Origin of the sequence: Polynucleobacter sp. MWH-Spelu-300-X4, from assembly GCF_018687515.1 — a bacterium.
Taxonomy (GTDB): Bacteria; Pseudomonadota; Gammaproteobacteria; order Burkholderiales; family Burkholderiaceae; genus Polynucleobacter.
In genome coordinates, this window is sequence record NZ_CP061294.1 from 1,502,486 (window position 1) to 1,526,136 (window position 23,651).

General features: G+C 43.9%; 21 protein-coding genes. 13 read left to right on the top strand and 8 right to left on the bottom strand.

The genetic code is table 11. From position 1 onward, the window contains the following. The first annotated feature begins 82 nt into the window (after positions 1-82). Positions 83-385 carry a DUF3579 domain-containing protein gene (locus ICV01_RS07655; RefSeq protein WP_215287167.1) on the top strand — a complete coding sequence of 101 codons (303 nt, stop codon included), beginning with the start codon at positions 83-85 and terminating at the stop codon, positions 383-385. 61 nt (positions 386-446) lie between these two features. Here the strand turns inward: ICV01_RS07655 and rpsT are convergent, their stop codons facing one another. Beyond that, entirely contained in the window at positions 447-713 is a 267-nt protein-coding gene (gene rpsT, locus ICV01_RS07660; protein WP_215287169.1) for a 30S ribosomal protein S20, read from the bottom strand. Between the two features lie 95 nt (positions 714-808). Here rpsT and murJ point away from each other — a divergent pair, with 95 nt between their 5' ends. From murJ to miaA, 4 genes are read left to right on the top strand one after another with little or no spacing between them, the layout of a single operon-like run. Next, positions 809-2,365 (top strand): murein biosynthesis integral membrane protein MurJ, encoded by a 1,557-nt coding sequence (gene murJ / locus ICV01_RS07665; RefSeq protein ID WP_215289179.1) that lies wholly within the window; start codon positions 809-811, stop codon positions 2,363-2,365. Positions 2,366-2,377: 12 nt separating this feature from the next. After that, positions 2,378-3,220: a SirB1 family protein gene (locus ICV01_RS07670; protein ID WP_215287171.1), complete on the top strand. Its 843-nt coding sequence runs from the start codon at positions 2,378-2,380 to the stop codon at positions 3,218-3,220. A 10-nt stretch (positions 3,221-3,230) separates the two neighbouring features. Continuing rightward, positions 3,231-5,021 (top strand): DNA mismatch repair endonuclease MutL, encoded by a 1,791-nt coding sequence (gene mutL / locus ICV01_RS07675; RefSeq protein ID WP_215287173.1) that lies wholly within the window; start codon positions 3,231-3,233, stop codon positions 5,019-5,021. A gap of 4 nt (positions 5,022-5,025) precedes the next feature. Next, positions 5,026-5,997 (top strand): tRNA (adenosine(37)-N6)-dimethylallyltransferase MiaA, encoded by a 972-nt coding sequence (miaA, locus tag ICV01_RS07680; RefSeq protein ID WP_215287175.1) that lies wholly within the window; start codon positions 5,026-5,028, stop codon positions 5,995-5,997. Between the two features lie 5 nt (positions 5,998-6,002). Here the strand turns inward: miaA and purM are convergent, their stop codons facing one another. Next, positions 6,003-7,055, bottom strand: coding sequence for a phosphoribosylformylglycinamidine cyclo-ligase (gene purM, locus ICV01_RS07685; protein ID WP_215287177.1), 1,053 nt, complete (start codon positions 7,053-7,055; stop codon positions 6,003-6,005). 57 nt (positions 7,056-7,112) lie between these two features. On the opposite strand from purM, the gene ICV01_RS07690 reads away from it, so the two are divergent. From ICV01_RS07690 to panB, 6 genes are read left to right on the top strand one after another with little or no spacing between them, the layout of a single operon-like run. Beyond that, positions 7,113-8,099 carry an AI-2E family transporter gene (locus tag ICV01_RS07690; RefSeq protein ID WP_215287178.1) on the top strand — a complete coding sequence of 329 codons (987 nt, stop codon included), beginning with the start codon at positions 7,113-7,115 and terminating at the stop codon, positions 8,097-8,099. A gap of 9 nt (positions 8,100-8,108) precedes the next feature. Then, positions 8,109-8,867 (top strand): DnaA regulatory inactivator Hda, encoded by a 759-nt coding sequence (hda, locus tag ICV01_RS07695; protein WP_215287179.1) that lies wholly within the window; start codon positions 8,109-8,111, stop codon positions 8,865-8,867. A 9-nt stretch (positions 8,868-8,876) separates the two neighbouring features. Next, positions 8,877-9,557, top strand: coding sequence for an HAD family phosphatase (locus ICV01_RS07700; protein WP_215287180.1), 681 nt, complete (start codon positions 8,877-8,879; stop codon positions 9,555-9,557). Beyond that, positions 9,554-10,948 (top strand): polynucleotide adenylyltransferase PcnB, encoded by a 1,395-nt coding sequence (pcnB, locus tag ICV01_RS07705; protein WP_215287181.1) that lies wholly within the window; start codon positions 9,554-9,556, stop codon positions 10,946-10,948. Before ICV01_RS07700 ends, pcnB begins: the two co-directional genes overlap by 4 nt. A 45-nt stretch (positions 10,949-10,993) precedes the next feature. Further along, entirely contained in the window at positions 10,994-11,497 is a 504-nt protein-coding gene (folK, locus tag ICV01_RS07710; RefSeq protein WP_215287182.1) for a 2-amino-4-hydroxy-6-hydroxymethyldihydropteridine diphosphokinase, read from the top strand. 16 nt (positions 11,498-11,513) lie between these two features. Then, positions 11,514-12,341 (top strand): 3-methyl-2-oxobutanoate hydroxymethyltransferase, encoded by an 828-nt coding sequence (gene panB, locus ICV01_RS07715; protein ID WP_215287183.1) that lies wholly within the window; start codon positions 11,514-11,516, stop codon positions 12,339-12,341. Here panB and dnaJ read toward each other — a convergent pair. The 5 genes from dnaJ to hrcA form a co-directional block, all read right to left on the bottom strand. Then, a complete protein-coding gene (dnaJ, locus tag ICV01_RS07720; protein ID WP_215287184.1) occupies positions 12,338-13,468 on the bottom strand; it encodes a molecular chaperone DnaJ in 1,131 nt (376 codons plus the stop codon). The two genes, panB and dnaJ, sit on opposite strands and share 4 nt — an antisense overlap. Before the next feature lie 9 nt (positions 13,469-13,477). Beyond that, entirely contained in the window at positions 13,478-15,403 is a 1,926-nt protein-coding gene (gene dnaK / locus ICV01_RS07725; RefSeq protein WP_215287185.1) for a molecular chaperone DnaK, read from the bottom strand. Between the two features lie 73 nt (positions 15,404-15,476). Next, positions 15,477-16,019: a nucleotide exchange factor GrpE gene (grpE, locus tag ICV01_RS07730; RefSeq protein ID WP_215287186.1), complete on the bottom strand. Its 543-nt coding sequence runs from the start codon at positions 16,017-16,019 to the stop codon at positions 15,477-15,479. Between the two features lie 70 nt (positions 16,020-16,089). Further along, positions 16,090-17,181: a ferrochelatase gene (gene hemH, locus ICV01_RS07735; RefSeq protein ID WP_215287187.1), complete on the bottom strand. Its 1,092-nt coding sequence runs from the start codon at positions 17,179-17,181 to the stop codon at positions 16,090-16,092. 17 nt (positions 17,182-17,198) lie between these two features. Continuing rightward, the gene (gene hrcA, locus ICV01_RS07740; protein ID WP_215289180.1) at positions 17,199-18,221 is read right to left on the bottom strand and encodes a heat-inducible transcriptional repressor HrcA; all 1,023 of its coding nucleotides are present in this window, start codon (positions 18,219-18,221) and stop codon (positions 17,199-17,201) included. A 46-nt stretch (positions 18,222-18,267) separates the two neighbouring features. Between hrcA and ICV01_RS07745 the strand changes: the two genes are divergently transcribed. Then, the gene (locus ICV01_RS07745) at positions 18,268-19,173 is read left to right on the top strand and encodes an NAD kinase (protein ID WP_215287188.1); all 906 of its coding nucleotides are present in this window, start codon (positions 18,268-18,270) and stop codon (positions 19,171-19,173) included. A gap of 2 nt (positions 19,174-19,175) precedes the next feature. Continuing rightward, positions 19,176-20,843, top strand: coding sequence for a DNA repair protein RecN (recN, locus tag ICV01_RS07750; protein WP_215287189.1), 1,668 nt, complete (start codon positions 19,176-19,178; stop codon positions 20,841-20,843). Between the two features lies 1 nt (position 20,844). Here recN and glnE read toward each other — a convergent pair whose 3' ends face one another. Next, positions 20,845-23,643: a bifunctional [glutamate--ammonia ligase]-adenylyl-L-tyrosine phosphorylase/[glutamate--ammonia-ligase] adenylyltransferase gene (glnE, locus tag ICV01_RS07755; RefSeq protein ID WP_215287190.1), complete on the bottom strand. Its 2,799-nt coding sequence runs from the start codon at positions 23,641-23,643 to the stop codon at positions 20,845-20,847. Between the last annotated feature and the right edge of the window lie 8 nt (positions 23,644-23,651).

Here is a 23,651-nt window from a genome sequence, read left to right on the forward strand (position 1 = left end):
AATATCTATTCAACAACTAGTGAGGCTGATAAAATTCTAGGGTTATCCCTGATTATCAACCTATTTCAACAGCAAAGACATCGTGACGGCCAAACAATTCTTTATACAAGGCTTAACTCATGATGGCAAACCTTTCAGACCCAGTGACTGGGCGGAAAGACTTTGCGGAGTTATGGCTCAATTTCGCCCAGAGGACGACTCCAGCGACCCTAGATTCACCTACTCACCCTACGTTAAGCCCGTCAATATTGCCGGCGTCAAATGCGTGGTTGTAGATGAACGACTAAGAGATATTGAGCCCAAAGCCATGGATTTCGTCAAAAACTTCGCTAAAGACAACAATTTACCAATTGTTGAAGCCTGCGAAATCCCTTCTAAATCCTAAAACCTACAAATAAAAAACCCGCTCCGGATCAGGGAACGGGCTATTTGAATGCCTAAATTAATTAGGCAGTCATGCCTTTTACAGCAGCAGACAAGCGTGATTTTGTACGTGCAGCAGTATTCTTATGCACAACATTCTTGTCAGCGATTTTATCGATAGTAGCTTGAGCAGCCTGGAAAACCTTAGCTGCGGCAGCTTGATCGCCAGCGTCAACAGCCTTACGAACAGACTTAATTGCTGTACGAAGACGTGAACGCAAGCTTGCGTTATGTTCATTTTGTGCAACGGCCTGGCGGGCGCGTTTGCGAGCTTGGGCTGTATTTGCCATGTTTGTAACCTTTAGGGGTATTGCCAAAAGAAAAAGATTATAACTTATCTCGGCCAAGGCTACCACCCCTGAGAAAAATCTGTAAAACTATGCCTGTGAATTTATTATCTGCCGCCGCCAAAGTCAGCAGCCTAACGATGCTCTCCCGCATCACTGGTTTACTGCGAGAAACCCTGATAGCCCGTACTTACGGGGCTTCAGAATGGACTGATGCCTTCAATGTGGCATTCAGAATCCCCAACTTATTACGCAGATTATTTGCTGAAGGGGCGTTTTCCCAAGCTTTCGTCCCCGTTTTAGGGGAAACCAACGCCAAAGAGGGTCAAGAAGGCACTACCTTAATGGTTAGCGCTATCGCTACCCTTCTCTTTTGGGCCCTGGTTTTAACGGTTCTGACGGGCGTTTTCGCCGCCCCCTGGATCATTTTTATGGTGGCTTCAGGCTTTAAAGCGAGTAATGCCCACGATACAAGCCTCATTCTGACCAGAATGATGTTTCCCTATATTGGCTTAATTTCCTTAGTTTCACTGTCAGCAGGCATCCTAAACACCTATAAACGCTTCGCGATACCTGCTTTTACCCCTGTTTTACTCAATTTATCGATGATTTTTTCATCATGGCTTATCGCCCCTTACCTCCAAACACCTATTTACGCTCTGGGTATCGGTGTTATTTTGGGGGGCATCAGCCAATTAGCCATTCAAATACCAGCTCTTAAAAAGATAGGCATGCTGCCTCAGATAGGCCTATCTTGGAAAACAGTTAAAAAAGCATGGCATCACCCAGGTGCTAGAAAAGTTCTAACCCTCATGGGCCCAGCTTTATTTGCAGTATCCGTAGCGCAACTATCCCTCATCATTAATACCAATATCGCCTCTCATTTGGCCGCTGGTAGCGTTTCTTGGCTGTCTTATGCTGATAGATTGATGGAATTCCCAACCGCCTTATTGGGCGTGGCTATTGGTACTGTTTTATTACCTAGCTTAAGCAAAGCGAATGCCTCAGCGAATCAAGAACAAATTGCCGATTTAATGGATTGGGGTTTGAAGCTCACCTTCATTTTGGCAGCACCTTCAGCCTTAGCTTTATTTATATTCGGCGAACCGTTAGCCGCAGTGCTTTATCACTATGGTCAATTTAATGCGACAGACGTCAGCATGACTCAATCGGCATTAGCAGCATACGGTGTTGGTCTGATTGGCCTGATCTTAGTTAAGATTTTGGCGCCAGCCTACTACTCTCGCCAAGATATTAAAACGCCCGTCAAAATAGCCATACGAGTTTTAATATTGACGCAATTGGCCAATATTATTCTTGTTCCTTGGCTCAATCATGCAGGTTTAGCCCTGTCTATTGGCTTAGGCGCCTGCTTGAATGCTTGGATGCTTTGGCGCGGTCTATCCAAATTAGGCGTTCTCAAAAAGAATGCGGCTTGGCTGCCATTTTTATGGAGGCTAGGCCTTGCATTAATCAGTATTGGCCTTATTTTGTATGTTGGGGCACACCAGCATAACTGGATTGAGCTGCGTCATACGCCTCTGATTAGAATTAGCTTATTGACTGGATGGCTTGCGGTCGCAGGCGCAACTTATCTTGGCGTTTTGTGGATACTAGGATTTAGAACAAAAGATTTTTTATACAGAACAGAATAAATTAGATTATTTATGCCAACCCAACAATTAGACTATTTCACATCGCTAGTCGCAGAGGATGAACATTTCCCTCTAACAGAAGCGGCTATTGCTATTGCTCAGCATGCCTATCCAGATTTAATTGTTCAAAATGTCATGGATGAGCTGGATTTACTCGGCGACAAGTTAAAGCACCGTATTAGCAAAGAAATGCCTGGGTTACAGAAATTGCAATTGCTTAAATCGTATTTTTATAAAGATTTAGGCTTTGGCCCAAACCGTAACGATTACTACGATCCTGATAACTCCTACATTCATAGCGTATTACAAACTCGCCGCGGCATTCCTATTTCACTGGCCCTTATTTTTATGGAGCTAGGCCAGCAAATCGGTCTACCTATTAAAGGGGTTTCCTTTCCCAATCATTTCATGATTCGCATATCACTCCCTCAAGGAGAGGTCATCATGGATCCACTAACGGGCACCTCTTTATCCAAACAAGAATTGCAAGAAATGCTAGATCCTTATTTAGATGCTCAAGGTTATCGGGGTGAGTATCAATTGCCACTCGCGGCATTTTTAAGATCCTCTAGTCCAAGAGAAATTCTTTCAAGATTTTTAAGAAATTTAAAAGCCATCTACACCCAACATGATCGCTGGGAAAGATTACTAGGCATTCAACAACGCTTGGTTATTTTGCTGCCAGAGGCTCTTGAAGAAGTAAGAGACCGTGGTTTAGCTTTAGCTCAACTCGATTACATTCGCCCTGCCATCGAAGATATGCAACGCTATATTGATGAATCGCCGGATGCTAGCGATCAAGATGAAATTCGTGAACAAATCATGCAGCTTGAGCAACAGTCGCGTCATCATTAATTAAGGACTTATGAGACAAGCGATTGCGGCGCTGCCGGATACATTAATTAGTCAAATTGCCGCTGGCGAAGTTGTTGAAAGGCCGGCATCTGTTGTTAAAGAAGTTCTTGAAAATGCTATTGATGCAGGTTCAAGAGCGATTACCATCAGACTCGAAGAAGGCGGCATACAACGCATTTCTATTCAGGACGACGGCCAAGGGATCGCCAACCAAGAACTAACACTCGCAGTTCAACGTCACGCCACGAGCAAAATAAGATCTTTATCAGATCTTGAATCAGTGGCATCGCTTGGGTTTCGTGGTGAAGCACTTGCCTCTATAGCATCAGTTTCCAGATTATCAATTACAACCAAAACAGCAGCTGATGAGCATGCTTGGCAAATTCAAGTGAATGGCGGGCAAACCGTTGGTGCTATTAGCCCATCATCTGGCCCATTAGGAACGACCATTGATGTGCAAGATCTCTATTTCAATACACCAGCTCGAAGAAAATTTTTAAAAAGCGCCGCCACCGAACTCGGTCATTGCCTAGATGTTATACGTAGAATCGCGCTCTCAAGACCGGATATTGCTTTTGCCATTTGGCATAACGGTAAAGTAACTGAACGCTGGACTTCCGGCAATATCGAGCAGAGAGTCGATGCCATTCTAGGAGAAGAGTTTCATGAATCTCGCATTCCTATAGAAAGCATCTCCGGGCCACTCACATTACGAGGCTTTATCAGCAAACCGACCGCTAGCCGAGCAAGAGCGGATCAACAATTTAGTTATATCAATGGTCGTTTTGTTAGAGACAAGGTTGTTCAGCACGCCATAAGGAGCGCTTATCAAGATGTGTTGCATGGTGATAGGCAACCGATGGTGGTGCTGTCGCTTGAAATAGATCCCACATTAGTAGACGTCAATGTTCATCCAGCAAAAACAGAAGTGCGCTTTAGAGAAAGTGGTGCTGTCCACCAATTCATTTACAAAGCGATTCAACATGCCTTAAGTGTTGGAGGGGGCAGCTCATTACAGCCGATAAGCTCACCATCCAACTTTGCAACACCTGAAATTTCTGCCCCCACCTGGTCAAACAATGTGGGAAATCAACATCTACCGTTAACATCAGGCACAAAAGCTAATCTTGATAGCTTTTTTTCAAGAACTGATAACAGCCATCTATCTGCCAGCCTACCAAGCCATCAATCCACGCCGAACACCCATGAGCCTGAAGAAGAACTACCTCTAGGCCATGCAATCGCACAAATACATGGCATTTACATCCTCGCGCAGAACAAACACGGCTTGGTTTTAATTGATATGCATGCCGCGCATGAACGCGTGCTTTATGAGAAATTAAAACAAGATTTGGCCAACGGTATCAAAGTTCAGCAAATGCTAGTTCCCGTTGTCATGCACGCTTCAGAATTAGAAGTTAGTAAAGCCGAAAGCCACAGAGAGATTCTGAATCAAATTGGTTTTGATGTAGCCACATTGTCACCAACACAATTAGCCATCAGAACCATCCCAACCCTATTGCAAAGAGCCGATCCAAGCACCCTATTAAGAAACTTACTATCTGAATTGGACGCCACAGGATCGCAAGCAGTATTAGATGCTGCCCAACATGAACGCTTAGCCACTCAAGCATGCCATGCAGCCGTGAGAGCTCATAGATTACTAACCCTCACCGAAATGGACGCCCTGCTACGGCAAATGGAACAAACCGAGAGAGCGGATCAGTGCAATCACGGTAGACCAACCTGGGTTCAATTAAGCATTTCTGATTTAGATAAGCTTTTCTTACGCGGCCGATAAGTAAATGACCCATCATTCAGTGATTGCGATTGTTGGCCCAACCGCAAGTGGCAAAAGCTCCATGTCGATGCGCGTAGCACGTCAGGCTAAGCAGCATGGTAAAACGGTTGAATTAATCAGCATGGACTCTGCCTTGGTTTACAGGGGCATGGATATCGGTACGGCTAAACCAAGTGCAGAAGAGATGGCTGAAGTTATTCATCACGGTATTAACATCTGCGAACCAGAGACGCCTTATTCAGCAGCTAGATTTGCAAAAGATGCAAAAAAATGGATTGGCGAAATTAATGATCGCGGAAATATTCCAATCATTGTTGGGGGCACCATGCTTTACTGGAGAGCATTAGTGCATGGCTTATCTGATATGCCGCCTGCGTCACCGGAAATTAGAGATTCAATTGAAAAACAAGCCGCTCAATTAGGTTGGGCAGCCATTCATGCTGAACTCATGAAAGTAGACCCCATTACCGCCGCTCGTCTAGAGGTTAATGATACGCAGCGCGTTCAAAGAGCTTTAGAAATTTTCCTAGCCAGCGGCAAACCGATGTCTAGCTGGATTAATGAATCACCCAAAGATACCGGGCGGCATAATAGTGAAATCCCTCTTAATTTCCGTTTGATATCAATCGAACCCTCGGACAGAGGCATCCTTCATCAACGAATCGCCGAACGTTTTGACATCATGATGCAGCAAGGATTTTTAGAGGAAATGCATCTCCTGAGGAAGAATGAAGCTCTAACACCAGAACTACCCTCCATGAGAGCGGTTGGCTATCGCCAAGCCTGGGAGCACCTTGACGGAAAAATCAATCTTCAAGAATTCAGGGATCAATCGATTGCAGCCACTAGGCAATTAGCTAAACGCCAACTTACCTGGTTACGCGGCATCGCAGATAGAGAAATATTCGACCCATTAGATCCAATCGACATGGATCGATGTGAGCAAGTATGCCTTGCTCACTATTCAATTATTTAAGTAATTTAAATAACAATCGTTTGGTGAGCACCAGCCGGTCTAGCCTTGATTTCACCTAGTTGGTAAACAGTCTCACCAGTTGACTCTAATTGGGCTTTAGCAGCTGCCGCGTCAGCAGCATTCACAATCACCACCATACCAATACCGCAATTAAATACACGATGCATTTCTGCATCCTGAACGCCGCCTTTTTCTTGCAACCATTGGAATAGCTTTGGCATCGCCCATGCATTGCGGTGAAGCACTGCTTGCGTATTTTCTGGCAAAACACGTGGTACGTTTTCAACCAAACCGCCACCCGTAATATGAGCCATACCTTTTACAGTCAATTTAGACATCAAGGCCAACATGGATTTCACATAAATACGAGTTGGGGCCATCACCACATCACTTAATGTCTGGCCATGAAAATCATCTGTAGGGCGAGCACCGGCTCTATCAATAATTTTACGAATCAATGAATAACCATTCGAGTGCGCTCCACTAGAAGCCAAACCCAAAATAACATCACCTGGAGCAATAGTTGTGCCGTCAATCATGCCGGACTTCTCAACAGCACCCACGGCAAAACCCGCTAAATCGTACTCACCCTCAGGGTACATACCCGGCATCTCGGCAGTCTCACCACCAATCAAAGCACAGCCAGCTAATTCGCAGCCCTTAGCAATACCACCCACAACAGTCGCAGCGGTATCTACAGATAATTTGCCACAAGCAAAATAATCCAAGAAAAATAATGGTTCAGCACCCTGCACCAAAATGTCGTTGACACTCATAGCCACAAGATCTTGACCAACCGTATCGTGACGCTGCCAGTCAAAAGCTAACTTAAGCTTAGTGCCAACACCATCTGTACCAGAAACCAATACAGGTTCTTTATAGCGTTTAGGCACCTCAAAAAGAGCTCCGAAACCTCCAATACCAGCTAAAACACCCTCACGCATCGTCTTTTTGGCCATAGGCTTAATGCGCTCGACAAGGGCATCACCAGCCTCCATATCAACACCAGCATCACGGTAAGATAGGCCCTGAGTTTGAGAAGAATTTGTAGAAGACATAGGTATAAACGTATTTGATCAGTAGAATCCTAGAATTCTAGTGGATACGCTATACCTATGGCCTCTTTATTAACAACTTTCTTAGCTGCTTTTATCCTCGCCTACGCCCTAAGGCCTGTAACTGCGCGCCTTCAGAGGTTTGGCCTTCATAAAAACCTATCTGCGATTTTTACTATTTTTTTTGGTTTTTCCCTAATTTTGGGCTTAATCCTACTATTTGCCAGTGTTTTACAAAAAGAAATTCCAGCCTTACGCGAACAATTACCCATTTGGCTCAATCAAGGGCAAACAACACTAACCCCTTTGCTAAACCACCTGCCAATCGACCTCAGCTGGCCTGAAATTCAAAAAATACTTCAAAATAAAATTAATAGCCATCTCTCTAACAATGCGGATACCCTTGTCACCACTGGTCTAGAAACACTTTTAAGCTCTGGTCAAAATCTGATATCAGGGTTTTTAAATTTTGTATTAATTATTTTTGTCATGTTTTATCTACTAGCTCAGTGGGAAGGTTTTTTAAAACATATTAGCTGCGTTATTCCACCGAGATATAAACAACAGGTGACACAAATTTTTTGTGAAATCGATGCGCTACTCTCCCAATACTTACGAGGTCAAGTCTTCGTCATAGCATTATTAGCCCTTTACTATGCGTTGGGACTTCAACTGTTAGGGCTAGCAGGGGCATTCGCCCTAGGTATCTTCACAGGCATCGCTATCATCATTCCATACCTTGGTTTTGCCGTAGCTCTATGTTTGGCCCTCCTATCTGTATCCCTACAGGGTGATGGCATCCAAATAGGTTCTGTTTTGATGCTTTACCTTGCTGGGCAAATTTTGGAGGGATTTTTCTTAACACCCAAATTAGTTGGTGAAAAAATTGGGCTACACCCCGTTTTAGTTATTTTTTCTTTAATGCTATTTGGTAGTTGGTTTGGATTTTTCGGTGTCTTGCTAGCACTACCTATCAGCGCCATTGCTTTAGTGCTCAGCAAACATGGTTTAGCCAAATACCAAGCTAGCGCTTGGTATCGCCAGTAAAATCCCCTCGTGACCAAATCTAAAGTATTTCCACGCCAAACCACCCTTGACTTAGGCCATGCGCCCGAAGTCAGATTAAGCACATTTATTCCAACAGGTAATGAAAACTTAATCAGCGCTCTACAAGCCCTAGGAAAGACTTGGGAAAGTGCAACATCATCAGCCCCTCGATTTGATCAACGCTTAATTCATGCATGGGGGCCTAGTGGCTCAGGAAGAACTCACATTCTCCAAGCGATGGTCGCCAAGGCCAATGATTTGAATATCTCCGCCTCTTCACTAAATCACAGCAGTACACCAGATGAATGGCGCGCTGCAAGCCTAGAACTAGAAAACTCTACTGAAAAAATCGCCCTGCTATGCGTCGACGATGTGGATCATTTAGATGAATTTGGCCAAGGGGCCTTATTCAGAATCCACAATCTCATCAAAGACTCTCGACTACAAGTCTTGATCACCACAAGTTCGCTGCCTCCGGCAAGCCTAAGGCTTAGAGATGACTTAAGAACTCGTTTGGCATGGGGTTTGGTGTTTCAAATGCATACCTTAGCGGATGCAGAAAAATTAAATGCTTTAGAAAAAGCCGCAAGTGCTAGGGGACTTAATTTATCTAGCGATGTGGCGCCTTGGCTATTAAGGCACTTTCATCGTGACATGCCAAGCTTAATGGCTCTTCTAGAAGCTCTTGATGTCTACTCCCTAGAAACCAAGAGGGCGGTTACCCTGCCGCTAGTAAAAGAAATGCTAGCTCCTAAAAATGAAACATAATTACGGGATATGACACAACTAGCTTTATTCGATTTAGACCACACCCTCCTGCCCGTTGATAGTGATCACGAGTGGGGACGCTTCCTAGTCAAGATTGGGGTGGTTGATTCTGATCATTACGCCCGTGAAAATGAACGTTTCTACGCTGACTACAAAGCCGGTCGCCTTGATATATATGGTTTTCTTGCCTTTGCACTAAAACCACTATCGGAGCACAGTAGAGAGCAATTAAATATTTGGCATCAACAATTTATGCAAGAAATTATCTTGCCGAATTTACGCCAAAGCGCTTTAGATTTAGTTAAAAAACATCAAGATCAAGGTGATCTATGTTGTGTTGTAACAGCTACCAATAGTTTTGTTACAAAACCAATCGTCAAAGCATTTGGTATTAATAATTTAGTTGCCACTGAACCAGAGGTCATTGGCAATCCTGAAACCGGTAATTTTTCCGGGAAAGTTTCAGGTATTCCTAATTTCAGAGAAGGAAAAATAACGAGGGTTGAGAATTGGCTTGCATCCAAAAATCTCAACTGGGATAGCTTTAACGATAGTTATTTTTATTCCGACTCGATTAATGATTTACCGCTCATGGAAAAGGTTAAGCAACCAATACCCACCAACCCTGATGAGCGTTTAAAACAAGAGGCGATTGAGCGGGCTTGGCCAATTTTGGAGTTGTTTGCATGATTCGCCGTTTCATTGATCGCATTTTTAGTGCATCGCCCAAACAAAGGAAACTGATTCACGGTCATCAAGTCACTCCCAAAAAGATTGCTAAACGCTCCCATCACATCAATCCTGATTTACTTTCAAAAAATGCGGTCAAAGTAACTGCTGTTTTACAAGAGGCAGGTTATGACGCTTATATCGTTGGTGGCGCCGTTCGCGATTTACTATTAGGCATAGCACCTAAAGATTTTGATGTAGCAACCGACGCAACCCCGGAAGAAGTACAAAAATTATTCCGCCGCTCTCGCGTCATTGGTCGACGCTTCCAAATTGTTCACGTGACTTTCTATGGCAAAGATCGACCAGAAATCATCGAGGTATCGACTTTTAGAGCGCATGTTCAAGCCGATGAGGCTCATGTGGCAGCTAGTGGTCGCATCTTACGAGATAACGTATGGGGCAGCCAAGCTGAAGATGCCACCCGCAGAGACTTCACCATCAATGCGATGTATTACGACCCTCATACTGAAACCGTGTTGGATTACCACGGGGGTATGCAAGATATTGAGGCAAAGACCATTCGTATGATTGGGGAACCCACCCAAAGATATCGTGAAGATCCTGTCAGGATGTTAAGAGCTATTCGTTTTGCAGCGAAAACAGGGTTTGCGATTGAACCTAAAACTCGAGCTCCACTAGAGCAGCTAGCCAACCTCATTCAGGATGTGCCTAGCGCCCGCCTATTTGATGAAATTCTCAAATTATTAATGTCTGGCCACGCTTGGTCATCCATTTCACAACTACAAGCAGCCGGTCTTCACCATAAGATATTGCCTTTAATTGATGAAATTACCAGTCATGAAGATCGCCTAACTTTTGTTAAGAAATCTTTAGAAAATACAGATAACCGCATCAAATCGGGCAAGCCCGTTTCTGCAGGCTTTCTTTTTGCTACCTTGCTTTGGCACGATGTCCAAGAAGCTTGGGCTCGATATGAAAATAACGATATGCCTACAATACCAGCATTACATGCTGCGATTGATGAAGTACTAGAATCACAAAAATCTTTCCTGGGAATGCAACGCCGTCACGAAGCTGATATGCGAGAAATCTGGACCATGCAACCCCGCTTAGAAAAAAGAGTTGGTCGCTACCCATTCAGATTAGTTGAAACGAATAAATTTAAAGCTGGCTATGACTTTTTGCTATTACGCGCGGAAGTGGGTGAGGTATCAGAAGATTTAAGTGAATGGTGGACTAATTTCTGGTTGGGTGATGATATCCAACGACAAGAGCTTATGACATTAGCCAAATCAGAATCTACTGAAACCAGTTCTACCAATAAAAAAAGGCGTCGACGCACAAGATCAAAAAATGCGAAACCAAAAGCGCCCGAGCAAACAAATTAAAAAAAAGATAAAGTACGGTTAATAAAGAAATAAGGAAGGTTTTACATGGCACTGGCCTTTATTGGTCTTGGCGGCAACATTGGTGATGCGAAACAACTCATCAAAGATGCTATCGTTTGCTTAGCTCAGCGCCCGGAGCTAAGAGTAAAAACACGCAGCTGCATGTATAAAAGCGCGCCTGTAGATGCTACTGGAAATGATTTCATTAACGCGGTTATTTCCATTGAGACGGATATCCAACCTAAAGAGTTATTAGCTATTTGCCATCAAGTAGAAAATCAATTTGGTAGAGAGCGTCCTTTTTTAAATGCCCCAAGAACCTTAGATCTAGATTTATTAATCTACGATCAAGTAGAACTAGCTGATGAATTTTTAACCATTCCGCACCCCAGATTAACTGAAAGAGCATTTGTACTTTTGCCACTTTTAGAAATATCGCCCGATCTTAATTTGCCTACCCTGGGTGAACTTTCACAATACCTTAAACAAGTTGAACATCAACGCATTGAAAAAGTTCAAGGTTGTTGTTGCCCAAGCAATACCATTTAAGGGTTAATATTCGCCCATGAGCTATTTACAAGACACTAGCGCACCCCGTGCACAAACAACTATTTCTCAACTGAACACCATGTATCAGTCTGGTGAAAAAATTGCCTTCTTAACAGCTTACGAAGCCAGTTTTGCAGCTCTCATGGATCATGCGGGTGTTGATGCGATTCTAGTAGGTGACTCATTAGGTAATGTGATTCAAGGTCACACCAGCACAACCCCTGTCACTATCGAAGAAATGGTGTATCACGTTGAGTGTGTCGCAAGAGGTAATCAATCAGCTTTCTTAATGGCGGATATGCCGTTCGCTAGTTACTCGACGCCTGAGCAAGCCATGGATAACGCCGCTCACTTAATGCGAGCCGGCGCACAAATGGTCAAGCTAGAAGGTGGTGAATGGCTAGCGGAGACTATTCGATTTTTAGTTGATCGTAGCGTTCCTGTATGCGCTCACTTAGGGCTCATGCCTCAATCAGTTCATACCCTCGGTGGATTTAAGGTTCAAGGTAAATCTCCAGAAGCGGCAAAGAAATTGATTGCCGAAGCCAAATTACTTCAAGATGCTGGCGCACAAATGCTTTTATTAGAAGCTATCCCATCTGATTTAGGTAAACAAGTTACTCAAGCAATCCAGATTCCAACGATTGGAATTGGCGCTGGTCCAGATTGCTCTGGTCAAGTATTGGTTATGCACGATATGTTAGGCGCCTTCCCAGGAAGAACACCTAAATTTGTAAAAAATTTCCTTGAAGGTCAAGGATCCATTGAAGGGGCCATTAAGGCCTACGTTAAAGAGGTCAAGGCGGGAACTTTCCCCGCCCCTGAACACTGCTTTAAATCTTAATTAAAGAAATCTTTAACCTTATTGATCCAGCCCTTCTGCTGAGGGTTATGCTTGGCGCCCCCTTCTTGAATACTGTCATCAAACTGCTTTAATAATTTCTTTTGAGCGTCCGTTAACTTAACAGGCGTCTCAACCAATACATGGATATATAAATCTCCAGGCAGCGCCGTTCTTAAACTCTTAATACCTTTTGAACGCAACCTAAATGTTTTACCACTTTGAGTACCCTCTGGCACATCAAAGCTAGCCTTACCAGACAAAGTTGGTACTTCTATCTCACCACCCAAAGCTGCGACTACAAATGAAATCGGCATCTGGCAATGCAAGTCTTCACCATCACGTTCGAAAACGGCATGAGGTTTAATGTGAACTTCCACATAAAGATCGCCACTAGGCCCACCATTCACACCAGGCTCGCCGTTACCGGCTGAACGAATTCTCATACCGTCATCAATACCTGCTGGTATTTTGACTTCAAGTGTCTTCTGAGACTTTAGAGTACCTACGCCATGGCACTTCTTACATGGCTTCGGAATATATTTACCGGAGCCGCTACAACGAGGGCAAGTTTGTTGCATAGAGAAAAACCCCTGCGCAACTCGAACTTGGCCAGCTCCGTGACATGTCGTACATGTTTCAACTTTTGAACCTGGCTCAGCACCGTCACCGCCACACGAGTCACAATGTGACCAACTTGGCACACGTATTTGCGTCTCATGCCCCAAAGCAGCTTCCTCAAGCGTGATTTCCATGCTGTAACGCAAATCGGCACCACGATAAACTTGAGGACCACCTCCGCGACCACCGCCACCTCCGAAAATATCACCAAAGATATCGCCAAAGGCATCTGAAAAACCACCAAAACCTTGACCGCCACCACCAAAGCCACCCATATTAGGGTCCACACCAGCATGACCGTATTGATCATAAGCAGCGCGTTTCTGAGGATCGGAAAGCATCTCATAGGCCTCTTTAGCCTCTTTGAATTTTTCCTCAGCCTCTTTACTATCAGGGTTGCGGTCTGGGTGAAATTTCATAGCCAACTTACGATAAGATTTTTTAATCTCATCATCAGTCGCATTCTTAGCTACACCCAGAATGTCATAAAAATCGCGCTTGTTAGCCAAAACTAATCCTTACTTCTTATCGTTTACTTCCTTGAAATCGGCATCAACGACATTGTCGTCTTTTGGCTTAGCTGCATCACCAGGCGCCCCAGCAGCAGCTTGTTCTTTAGCAGCCATTGCAGCATACACTTTTTCACCAAGCTTTTGACTTACTTTGCCAAGCTCTTCAGTCTTAGAAGTAATCGCATCTTTGTCAGAGCCTTTGCTTGCTTCTTCCAAGTCTTTTAGAGCTGCTTCAATTTTCTCTTTTTCATCAGCCTCAAGACTTGCGCCATGCTCTTCCATTGCTTTCTTAGTTGAATGAACCAAAGCTTCAGCAGTATTTTTGGCATCTACCAATTCGCGCAACTTACGGTCTTCATCAGCATTCATCTCCGCATCTTTCACCATGCGTTGAATTTCTTCCTCTGACAAACCTGAGTTAGCTTTAATCGTGATTTTATTTTCTTTACCAGTAGCTTTATCTTTTGCGCCCACATGCAAAATACCATTGGCATCGATATCAAATGACACTTCAATTTGAGGTGTGCCACGAGCAGCCGGTGCGATACCTTCCAAATTAAACTCACCCAAAACCTTATTGGCTGAAGCCATCTCACGCTCACCCTGGTAAACCTTAATAGTTACAGCAGGCTGATTATCTTCAGCGGTTGAGAATACTTGAGCATGTTTTGTTGGAATCGTGGTGTTTTTCGTGATCATCTTAGTCATCACACCACCCAAAGTCTCAATACCTAAAGAAAGAGGGGTCACATCCAATAACAATACATCTGTACGATCGCCAGACAATACCGCACCTTGAATAGCCGCACCGACAGCTACAGCCTCATCAGGGTTCACATCTTTACGTGGCTCTTGACCGAAGAACTCTTTAACCTTCTCTTGCACCTTAGGCATACGAGTCATACCACCCACTAAAATCACATCGTGGATATCGCCAACTGAAACGCCCGCATCCTTAATCGCTGTACGACATGGTTCAATCGTACGAGCAATTAAGTCCTCAACCAAAGACTCCAACTTGGCGCGAGTCATCTTGATGTTCAAGTGTTTTGGACCAGAAGCATCAGCTGTAATGTATGGCAAATTAATGTCTGATTGCTGGCTTGAAGAAAGCTCGATTTTTGCTTTTTCAGCAGCTTCTTTTAGACGTTGCAATGCCAACACATCTTTTGAAAGATCTACGCCTTGCTCTTTCTTAAACTCAGCGATGATGAAATCAATAATACGTTGGTCAAAGTCTTCACCACCCAAGAATGTATCGCCGTTTGTAGACAATACTTCGAATTGCTTCTCGCCATCCACATCGGCGATTTCAATAATAGATACGTCGAAAGTACCGCCACCCAAGTCATAAACAGCAATCTTACGATCGCCTTTTTCTTGCTTATCCAAACCAAAGGCTAACGCTGCTGCTGTTGGCTCATTAATGATGCGCTTAACTTCTAAACCAGCAATACGGCCAGCGTCTTTAGTCGCTTGACGTTGGCTATCGTTGAAGTAAGCTGGTACCGTAATAACAGCTTCTGTTACCTCTTCACCCAAATAATCTTCAGCAGTTTTTTTCATCTTACGAAGAACTTCTGCTGAAATTTGTGGAGGAGCCATCTTATTACCGCGAACCTCAACCCAAGCGTCACCGTTATCCGCTTTAGCGATTGTGTAAGGCATCAAGTCGATATCTTTTTGAACTTCTTTTTCTTCAAATTTACGACCGATCAAACGCTTCACCGCATACAAAGTATTACGTGGGTTAGTCACGGACTGACGTTTTGCTGGAGCGCCAACCAAAATTTCGCCATCTTCCATATATGCAATGATGGATGGGGTTGTACGCGCACCTTCAGCATTTTCAATTACTCTAGGTGTATTACCTTCGATAACTGATACACATGAGTTAGTTGTACCTAAGTCGATACCAATAATTTTTGCCATGCTCTTAAACTCCTAAAAATGTTTTATATATTTAATTTGGGGACTTGATACTGTTTTTCAAGTACCCCATGAATTACTTGGGCTGACTAACCGTCACCAATGCTGGTCTTAAAACACGGTCAGCAATCAAATATCCTTTTTGTAAGACTGTGACCACTGTATTAGCCTCTTGCTCTGCCGGCACCATGGCTATAGCCTGATGACGATGCGGATCAAATTTTTCCCCAACAGGATTAATTTCTAGAACACGTCCTTTTTCCAAGGCGCCTATCAACTGCTTGAGGGTTAACTCAATACCTTCCTTCATCTTGGCTAAATCTTCACCACCATCTAATAAAGCGGCATTTAGGCTATCCATGACAGGCAACAAATTCTCAGCAAACCCCTCAATAGCAAACTTATGGGCTTTCGCTACTTCTTCCATAGAACGTCTGCGAGCATTTTCCACCTCAGCCTTAGCACGCAAAAACTGATCTTGATGCTCCTGAATTTGCGCCTCTAAAGCTGCAATAGTTTCCTCTGGCGTCAATGGCGCAGCAGAAGCTGCTTCAGCTGCAGGCGCTGAATCCAACTCATTGTTTTCTTTAGATTTTTCTAGATTATTTTCTTCGCTCATACGGTATTTATCCATTCAACAAATACCGATATGGGGGCTAATGAAGGTATTTCAAGCCCCAAACCCTAAATTATTCTTTAGAGCCTAATGCTTTCGCGCGCCGCGTCCTAACATCCAATTCCTGCAAAGTATCCAACTGTGTTGGCCATTTACCCAAATGGTCAACAGCAATAGCGTCCAAACCCGCAACCCAATGGGCAGAATCATTTAAACAAGGGATATAACGATAGTCTTTACCACCTGCCGCCAAAAACTCATCCCGCACTTCCAGCGCGATCTCCTCTAGCGTTTCCAAACAATCAGCCGGGAAACCTGGGCAAAAAACATCAACACGCTTGACATGATTTTTAGCAAAAGCTTCTATCGTAGGTGCTGTGTACGGCTTTAACCACTCAGCCTTACCAAAACGCGACTGGAACGTTACCAATGCCTGATCTGGTGTTAATCCCAAGGCCTCACGCAATAATCGCCCAGTCTTATGGCACTCGCAATGGTAAGGGTCGCCTTTATCTAAAGTCCTCTTAGGCACACCATGGAAAGAAAATACCAACTTGTCGCCTTGTGCAAAGTCTGGTCTGCCATTCAATTGCCAAGAAGCTTCTACCTGCTCTTTTAACGCTTGGATATAAGCAGGATGATCGTGATAGTGCTTCACCAACCTCAACTCTGGTTGATTACGCCAAGTCGCAAGAACTCTAAATATTTCATCGAAGGTTGAAGCAGTCGTCGTTGCAGAATATTGTGGATACAAAGGTAGCACCAATAACCTACCAACACCTGCATCACGCAGTTTCTTTAATACAGATTCCAAGCTAGGCTTGCCATACCTCATGGCCAACTCAACCATAACCTCCTTACCTTGAGACGAAAATCTTTTCTCAAGGGCGAGGGCTTGGTTTTTTGAATGGATTAAAAGTGGTGAGCCAGTCTCTTGGCCCTGCATCCAAATGCTGGCATATTTTTTAGCTGAGGCTTTTGAACGAATCGGCAAAATAATGAGATTTAGAATGCACCACCAAATAACGCGGGGAATTTCAACCACGCGCGGATCAGATAAAAATTCTTTGAGATAGCGTCTCACAGCACTAGGCGTAGGCGCATCAGGCGTGCCCAAATTAACCAATAAAACAGCTGTGCGCTCCGACTGTTGATGAGGTGCCATAAAGGTCCTATTCCCTATTATTTTTTTGAAATATCACTACTTAAAGCGCTAGAAAGTAACTTTGCTGTTACATCGACGATCGGAATCACTCGTTCATAAGCCATTCTAGTTGGCCCAATAACACCTAAAGTTCCAACAATTTTGCCGTCAACGTTATAAGGTGCGGTAATGACTGCCATATCTTCCATGGGCACCAACTCACTCTCGCCACCAATAAATATTTGCACACCATCTGCGCGAGAAGACACATCAAGCAACTGCAGCAAGCTCGTTCTTTCTTCAAAAATTCCAAACAAGCGCTTCAACTTATCCATATCAGAAGATAAATCACCCACACTTAACAGCCTGCGCTCACCGGAAATCACAACCCCCGCATCAGAATTTGAGGTTTCCGTGCCCGCCTTAACAGCGGCTTCCATCAAGGTAGCGATATCTGCCTTTAGCCCCCTTAATTCCTGTCGCAATCGTTCTTGTACGGCGTAAAAACTTAAACCAGCAAATTGAGCATTAAGGTAATTAGCGGCTTCCACCAACTCGGACGGCTTGTAATCTCGATCCGTCAAAATGATTCTGTTTTGCACATCACCATCTGGCGTTACCAAAATTAATAAAATTCGTTTTTCTGACAAGCGCAAAAATTCGACCTGCCTGAATAATTCAGATCGTCTAGGCGTCAAAACCACGCCAGCAAAAGAAGATAAATTGGATAAAACTTGAGCTGCCGCTGTTACAACCCGTTGCGGAGCATCTGCGTGAATAGCATCCTGAGCTTCGTTAGCAATCAATTGCTCAATAGGCTTAACTGAAAGCATCGTATCGACAAACAACCTATATCCCTTAGGGGTTGGAATACGCCCAGCTGAAGTATGAGGGCTAGAAATAAACCCCATTTCCTCAAGATCCGCCATTACATTACGAATCGTAGCTGCAGATAAATCCAAACCAGAAAATCTGGAAAGCGCACGGGAGCCAACAGGCTGCCCATCAGCAATATAGTGCTCAATCAGAGTTTTAAGTAAGCTTTTTGAACGTTCATCCATCATTTACTAATTGTAGGGCTAATTGGGCTATGGTTTAATCAACAACATGTCAAATCTTAAGACAAAACCAGTAAAAAGCCATTTCAAGAAAATTGCCTTAGTCGGTAAATATCAAGCGGATGGCTTTGCAGAGATGCTAAATACCTTAGCAAAGGCCCTAAAGTCTTGGGGATGCGAGGTATTTGTCGAAACGGAAACTGCTCGACATACTGGTATTTCGGATATTAAAACCGTTGAAGCGCGTGACTTTAGCTCGACCGTTGATTTAGTGATTGTGCTTGGCGGTGACGGCACCATGCTAGGTATTGCCAGACAAATCGCGGGTGAGAACATCCCTTTGATTGGCATCAACATGGGAACTTTGGGCTACATGACAGATATCCCACTTCAAGATGCTGAATCCGTTCTAAAGGATATGATCAATGGTCAATATGAATCAGATACTCGTAATCTTCTAGAAGCGGATGTATTTCGAGATAATGAACTGATTGGCTCTGGGTTAGCGCTTAATGATGTTGTAGTCAATCGTTCCGGTATGTCAGGCATGGTCGAACTTTCAGTTCATGTGAATGATCAGTTCATGTACAACCAGCGTTCAGATGGCTTAATTATCGCAACCCCAACTGGTTCAACTGCTTACGCTATGTCCGTCGGCGGCCCCATACTCCACCCATCTGTTGAAGGCATTGTTTTGGCACCTATTGCACCGCATGCGCTATCTAACAGACCCATTGTCCTCCCCCATGATGCCCGTATCGCCGTAAAACTGGCTGGCGGCAAAGATGTTAGCGTCAATTTTGATATGCAATCTCTTACTAATTTACAGATTGGCGATCAAATAAAAATTAAACGATCAACTAAAACAGTGACTCTTTTACATCCGTTTGGTCATAGCGATTACTTAGCCCTGCGGAAAAAGTTACACTGGAATGAATACCCGTCATCTTTCTAAATATGCTGTGCAGTCTCTCCATTCGCGACTTCGTCATTGTCGATGAGCTAGATATTGATCTGGAAAAAGGATTCACCGTCCTAACCGGAGAAACAGGCGCAGGCAAATCTATCTTATTAGATGCCTTATCGCTTGTTTTAGGAGAGCGCGCTGACCCTAGCCAGATTCGCGAAGGCAAACAAAAGGCTGAAATATCTGCGATTTTTTCTTTAAGCGGAAAACTTCAACAATCCATTAATACCTGGCTTGAGAATGAAGGTTTTACTGCAGAGGATGACGGATTAACGCTTATTCTTAAGCGCGTTATTGATTCAGGCGGCAGAAGTCGCTCCTTCATCAATGGCGGTACAGCAACCCTCGCACAATTAAAAGATTTAGGAGATCAGTTAGTTGATATCCACGGGCAACATGCTCATCAACTGCTTTTAAAGAGTGGAGCACAACGCGACCTATTAGATAACCAAGCCAACTTATCAGAATTAGGCCAACAGGTAACTCAGCTATTTCATCAATGGGACGCTGCCAGAAAACAATTAGAAAACGCTCAAAAAGCTGGCGAAAACCTGCAACGAGAACAAGAGCGATTAACGTGGCAACTTGAAGAACTAGATGCCCTAGCCCCCAAAGAAGGTGAATGGGCTGAAGTTGAAATAGAGCACGCTCGCCTAGCCAACGCAGCCAAATTGATAGAGGGCTCACAAACAGCCCTGCAATTAATTGAAACCCAAGAAGGCAATGCTGAAGAATTATTAGCTAAAGCTTTTGGCGAAATTGAAGACTTAGCCAGACTTGATAGTAATTTAGAAGACGCCAAAATTGCTATTGAATCTGCTCAAATTCAACTTAGTGAGGCTGGGCATAGCCTCAACCGTTACTTACAAAAAATTGATGTGGACCCAGAACGGTTAGCTGAAGTTGAAGAACGTCTAAAAGCTTTACATGCTGCAGCAAAAAAATTTAAGGTTACGCCCGAAGAACTCCATCTTACTTGGCAAGACATTCAAGAAAAAGTTACAGCCATCAAAGATGCACAAGATTTGGAAGCATTAGAAAGCACTGTAAAGGCAGCCCATACCGCCTACTTAAAAGATGCCAAAGTTCTTAGCGCTCAACGCGCCAAAGCAGCCAAAGCACTAGAAATCGCCGTTACCGCAGCCATGCAAGATTTATCAATGGCTGGAGGGAAATTTGCGATAGAGCTCGTAAAACTTCCTAATGAAACCTCTCATGGCTTAGAGCAGATTGAGTTTTTAGTAGCCGGTCATCCGGGCGTTTCACCCAAGCCTTTATCAAAAGTTGCATCTGGTGGTGAGTTAGCGCGTATCAGTTTGGCTATCAGCGTCATAACCTCTGAGCACAGTCAAGTACCCACTTTAATTTTTGATGAAGTTGATTCAGGGATTGGTGGAGCAGTTGCTGAGACTGTTGGTAAACGCTTAAAAGAACTTGGTCAAATTCATCAAGTACTTTGCGTCACACACTTAGCTCAAGTAGCCGCTCAAGGACATCAACACTGGAAAGTTGAAAAAAATAGCATTCATGGCATAACCACTTCTAGCATCACCAGCCTTAATAGAAATGATCGCGTGGAGGAAATTGCCAGAATGTTAGGTGGTGCTGAAATAACAGACACCACCAAACGCCATGCCCGCGAACTTCTCGGCAATTAAATCATTCGCTAAGCAAAACTAAACGCCATAAATCCTGGACGGCAAGTCTTGCCGACTTTAGTCGATCATCCATCTCTTCCAATTTAATACGCGTCTTGTCAGCGCCATCTAGACGAATACGATGTTGGTATTCACGATACAAACGATACGCATCAGCTACTGCTTGCGCCATTTGATTTGGAATCAAACCAGCTTCACCCGCATTCAATAACAAAGCAATATTGCCCCAATTACCCAATAATTTTTGATGATTATGGCTAAATTGCAAAACTAAATACTGAACAATAAATTCAATATCTACCATCCCACCACTGTCATGCTTGATATCAAATTGACCAGAATCATTGGGATGTCCATCCATTACCTTTTGGCGCATAGACAGGATCTCTTGTTTTAAGGCGACCTTATCCCGCACCTGACTTAAAACAGCATTTCTTATCTCTTCGAATTGTTGGCCAATGACTTTATCGCCCGCACAAAAACGTGCCCTCGTTAAAGCCTGATGCTCCCAAACCCATGCCGAATTATTTTCTTCTCTTAGCTGATAGCTTCTGAATGAATCAATATTGGTGACCAATAAGCCAGCGGTTCCGTTAGGCCTTAAACGTGTGTCAATCTCAAATAAAACGCCCGCTGAAGTAGCTGTGGTTAACCAAGCAATCAAGCGCCTAGCAAACATCGCATAACGTTCGGAGGCCCCCTGATCTTCCTTGGGCGCATCGTATAAAAACACAACATCTAAATCAGATGCGTAACCCAATTCTTTACCGCCTAACTTTCCATAAGCAATGACTGCGAATTTAGGAGGCGCTGAAATATCCAGTTGATATTTCTTTGCCACGGACGGCCAAACCCTCTCTAATGCCAATCCTAAAATCAAATCTGCTAAAGCAGAAAGTCGATCACTCACCTTTTCGATAGGTAAAGGATTTTCTCTCCCAATACCAAGTTCGGCCAATAAGGTTAAAAAAGTTTCCGTGTGATGAACCTGCCTTAGAACATCCATGGCTTGATCGGAATGATCCCCTTGCTCAATAGCATCATCTAAAAGAATATTTGTTTCTGCTCTGAGTCTTTCCCAATAAACCTCAGGATGGTCCTCTGGAGAATATTGCCCCTGCCCAGTCAGCAAATCATCCAATAAGTGCGGATGCTTAATGAGATATTCAGTCCCCCACTTAGATGCAGCAATGAACTGAATTAAACGGCCTAATACATGAGGATATTCACTTAATAATGCCAAATAAGATGAGCGCCTTGACACGGACTCAAGCAAATTCATCATTCTGACTAAGACTTCGTCAGATCTCAAAGCCCCCCAATTTTTCTGCTGAATATATTCAGCAGAATTAGCCACCAATGTAATAAATCTTCTTCTAGATACATCTGTCAAAGACCGATAGCGCGCGCTACCTAACCACGCTTCCCAACGCTCCTTAACTTCCGGATGTTCATTAGACGGCGCCCAGGTGGTAATAGATTCGCCGACCTGCTCATTCTCATCATTCATTTTTTTCAAAACAAATGCATTGGCAAATAACTGAGCAACATTACCTCGATGAAAAGCTAAAGTTGTCCTGAAATTCTCCAGATTTTCATGACCCATGGCTTTAGCTAGGCGTGCTTGAGACGCATCATCACCAGGCAAATGATGAGTTTGAGCATCCTCCCAATACTGAAGACGGTGCTCTAATTTCCTGAAGTAGTCATAAGCTTGAGTTAATTGCTTTAAATCCACCTCAGACAATAATTGGCGCTCATAAACTGCATGAAGAACTTCTAAAGTAGGTCTGATTCTCAATCCCGGATCTTGACCCCCACGCACTAACTGAAACATCTGAGCCATAAACTCAATTTCTCTAATACCGCCTCGCCCCAATTTAATATCAGCCGCTCTCTCAGGATGTGCCAAACTTCTTTTTTCAGCCTCTTGCTGAATCTGCCCATGAAGCTCACGAATAGCAGCAATGACACCAAAATCCAAATAACGACGATAAACAAACGGGCGCACTAAATCTTGCAGACCTTTAAATAAGCGTGGGTAGGCTGCATCTTGCTCTGGCGGGTAAATCATTCGCCCCTTAATCCAAGCGTAACGCTCCCACTCACGGCCTTGCACACTGAAATATTCCTCCAACATACCCAAGCTGCAAACCAACGGCCCAGAATCACCATTGGGCCTTAAACGCATATCTACACGAAAAACAAAACCCTCAGCAGTTAACTCAGATAGCAAAGATATTAGTTTTTTACCTAAGCGGGTATACCACTCATGATGGGAAATGCTTTTAGTGCCGCCTTGGGTATCGCCCTCATCTTCATAAACAAACACCAAATCAATGTCGGAAGAGACGTTTAACTCACGGCCTCCCAACTTCCCCATTCCAACAACCATCAGCGGCACATAAGTTCCATCTGCGGATAAAGGCTCACCCACCAGTGGCTTCATATCAATGCGTAAAGCCTCAATAGATATCGCAATGGCCTTTTCTGCAAATAAACTAATCCCCTCGGTGACCTCCTTAAGATCAGCTAGCTCATTTAAATCTCTATAAGCGGTCAACAACATAAAACGCTGACGGGCCAAACGTAATTGGGAAGAAAAAGCTTCTAGATTAATAGGCTGCTGAGATAGCAATGCTTGAGCCTCAGACAAAATATCGTCGATAACCCGCTCGTCAATGGGGGCTACCACCCTGCCGGCCAGGTCAGCAAGCCAGCTCGGCTGAGCGTTTAACCAGCGATTAGCATATGAAGAATGCTCACGAAGCGCCAAAAAACCACTATCATTAATTGTCATAATATCTA

What these genes read in the sequence shown, in the direction of transcription:
- rpsT (WP_215287169.1), bottom strand. Translation starts at nt 713, where the DNA reads ATGGCAAATACAGCCCAAGCTCGCAAACGCGCCCGCCAGGCCGTTGCA.
- ICV01_RS07670 (WP_215287171.1), top strand. Translation starts at nt 2,378, where the DNA reads ATGCCAACCCAACAATTAGACTATTTCACATCGCTAGTCGCAGAGGAT.
- mutL (WP_215287173.1), top strand. Translation starts at nt 3,231, where the DNA reads ATGAGACAAGCGATTGCGGCGCTGCCGGATACATTAATTAGTCAAATT.
- miaA (WP_215287175.1), top strand. Translation starts at nt 5,026, where the DNA reads ATGACCCATCATTCAGTGATTGCGATTGTTGGCCCAACCGCAAGTGGC.
- purM (WP_215287177.1), bottom strand. Translation starts at nt 7,055, where the DNA reads ATGTCTTCTACAAATTCTTCTCAAACTCAGGGCCTATCTTACCGTGAT.
- ICV01_RS07690 (WP_215287178.1), top strand. Translation starts at nt 7,113, where the DNA reads ATGGCCTCTTTATTAACAACTTTCTTAGCTGCTTTTATCCTCGCCTAC.
- ICV01_RS07700 (WP_215287180.1), top strand. Translation starts at nt 8,877, where the DNA reads ATGACACAACTAGCTTTATTCGATTTAGACCACACCCTCCTGCCCGTT.
- pcnB (WP_215287181.1), top strand. Translation starts at nt 9,554, where the DNA reads ATGATTCGCCGTTTCATTGATCGCATTTTTAGTGCATCGCCCAAACAA.
- folK (WP_215287182.1), top strand. Translation starts at nt 10,994, where the DNA reads ATGGCACTGGCCTTTATTGGTCTTGGCGGCAACATTGGTGATGCGAAA.
- panB (WP_215287183.1), top strand. Translation starts at nt 11,514, where the DNA reads ATGAGCTATTTACAAGACACTAGCGCACCCCGTGCACAAACAACTATT.
- dnaK (WP_215287185.1), bottom strand. Translation starts at nt 15,403, where the DNA reads ATGGCAAAAATTATTGGTATCGACTTAGGTACAACTAACTCATGTGTA.
- grpE (WP_215287186.1), bottom strand. Translation starts at nt 16,019, where the DNA reads ATGAGCGAAGAAAATAATCTAGAAAAATCTAAAGAAAACAATGAGTTG.
- hemH (WP_215287187.1), bottom strand. Translation starts at nt 17,181, where the DNA reads ATGGCACCTCATCAACAGTCGGAGCGCACAGCTGTTTTATTGGTTAAT.
- hrcA (WP_215289180.1), bottom strand. Translation starts at nt 18,221, where the DNA reads ATGGATGAACGTTCAAAAAGCTTACTTAAAACTCTGATTGAGCACTAT.
- ICV01_RS07745 (WP_215287188.1), top strand. Translation starts at nt 18,268, where the DNA reads ATGTCAAATCTTAAGACAAAACCAGTAAAAAGCCATTTCAAGAAAATT.
- recN (WP_215287189.1), top strand. Translation starts at nt 19,176, where the DNA reads ATGCTGTGCAGTCTCTCCATTCGCGACTTCGTCATTGTCGATGAGCTA.
- glnE (WP_215287190.1), bottom strand. Translation starts at nt 23,643, where the DNA reads ATGACAATTAATGATAGTGGTTTTTTGGCGCTTCGTGAGCATTCTTCA.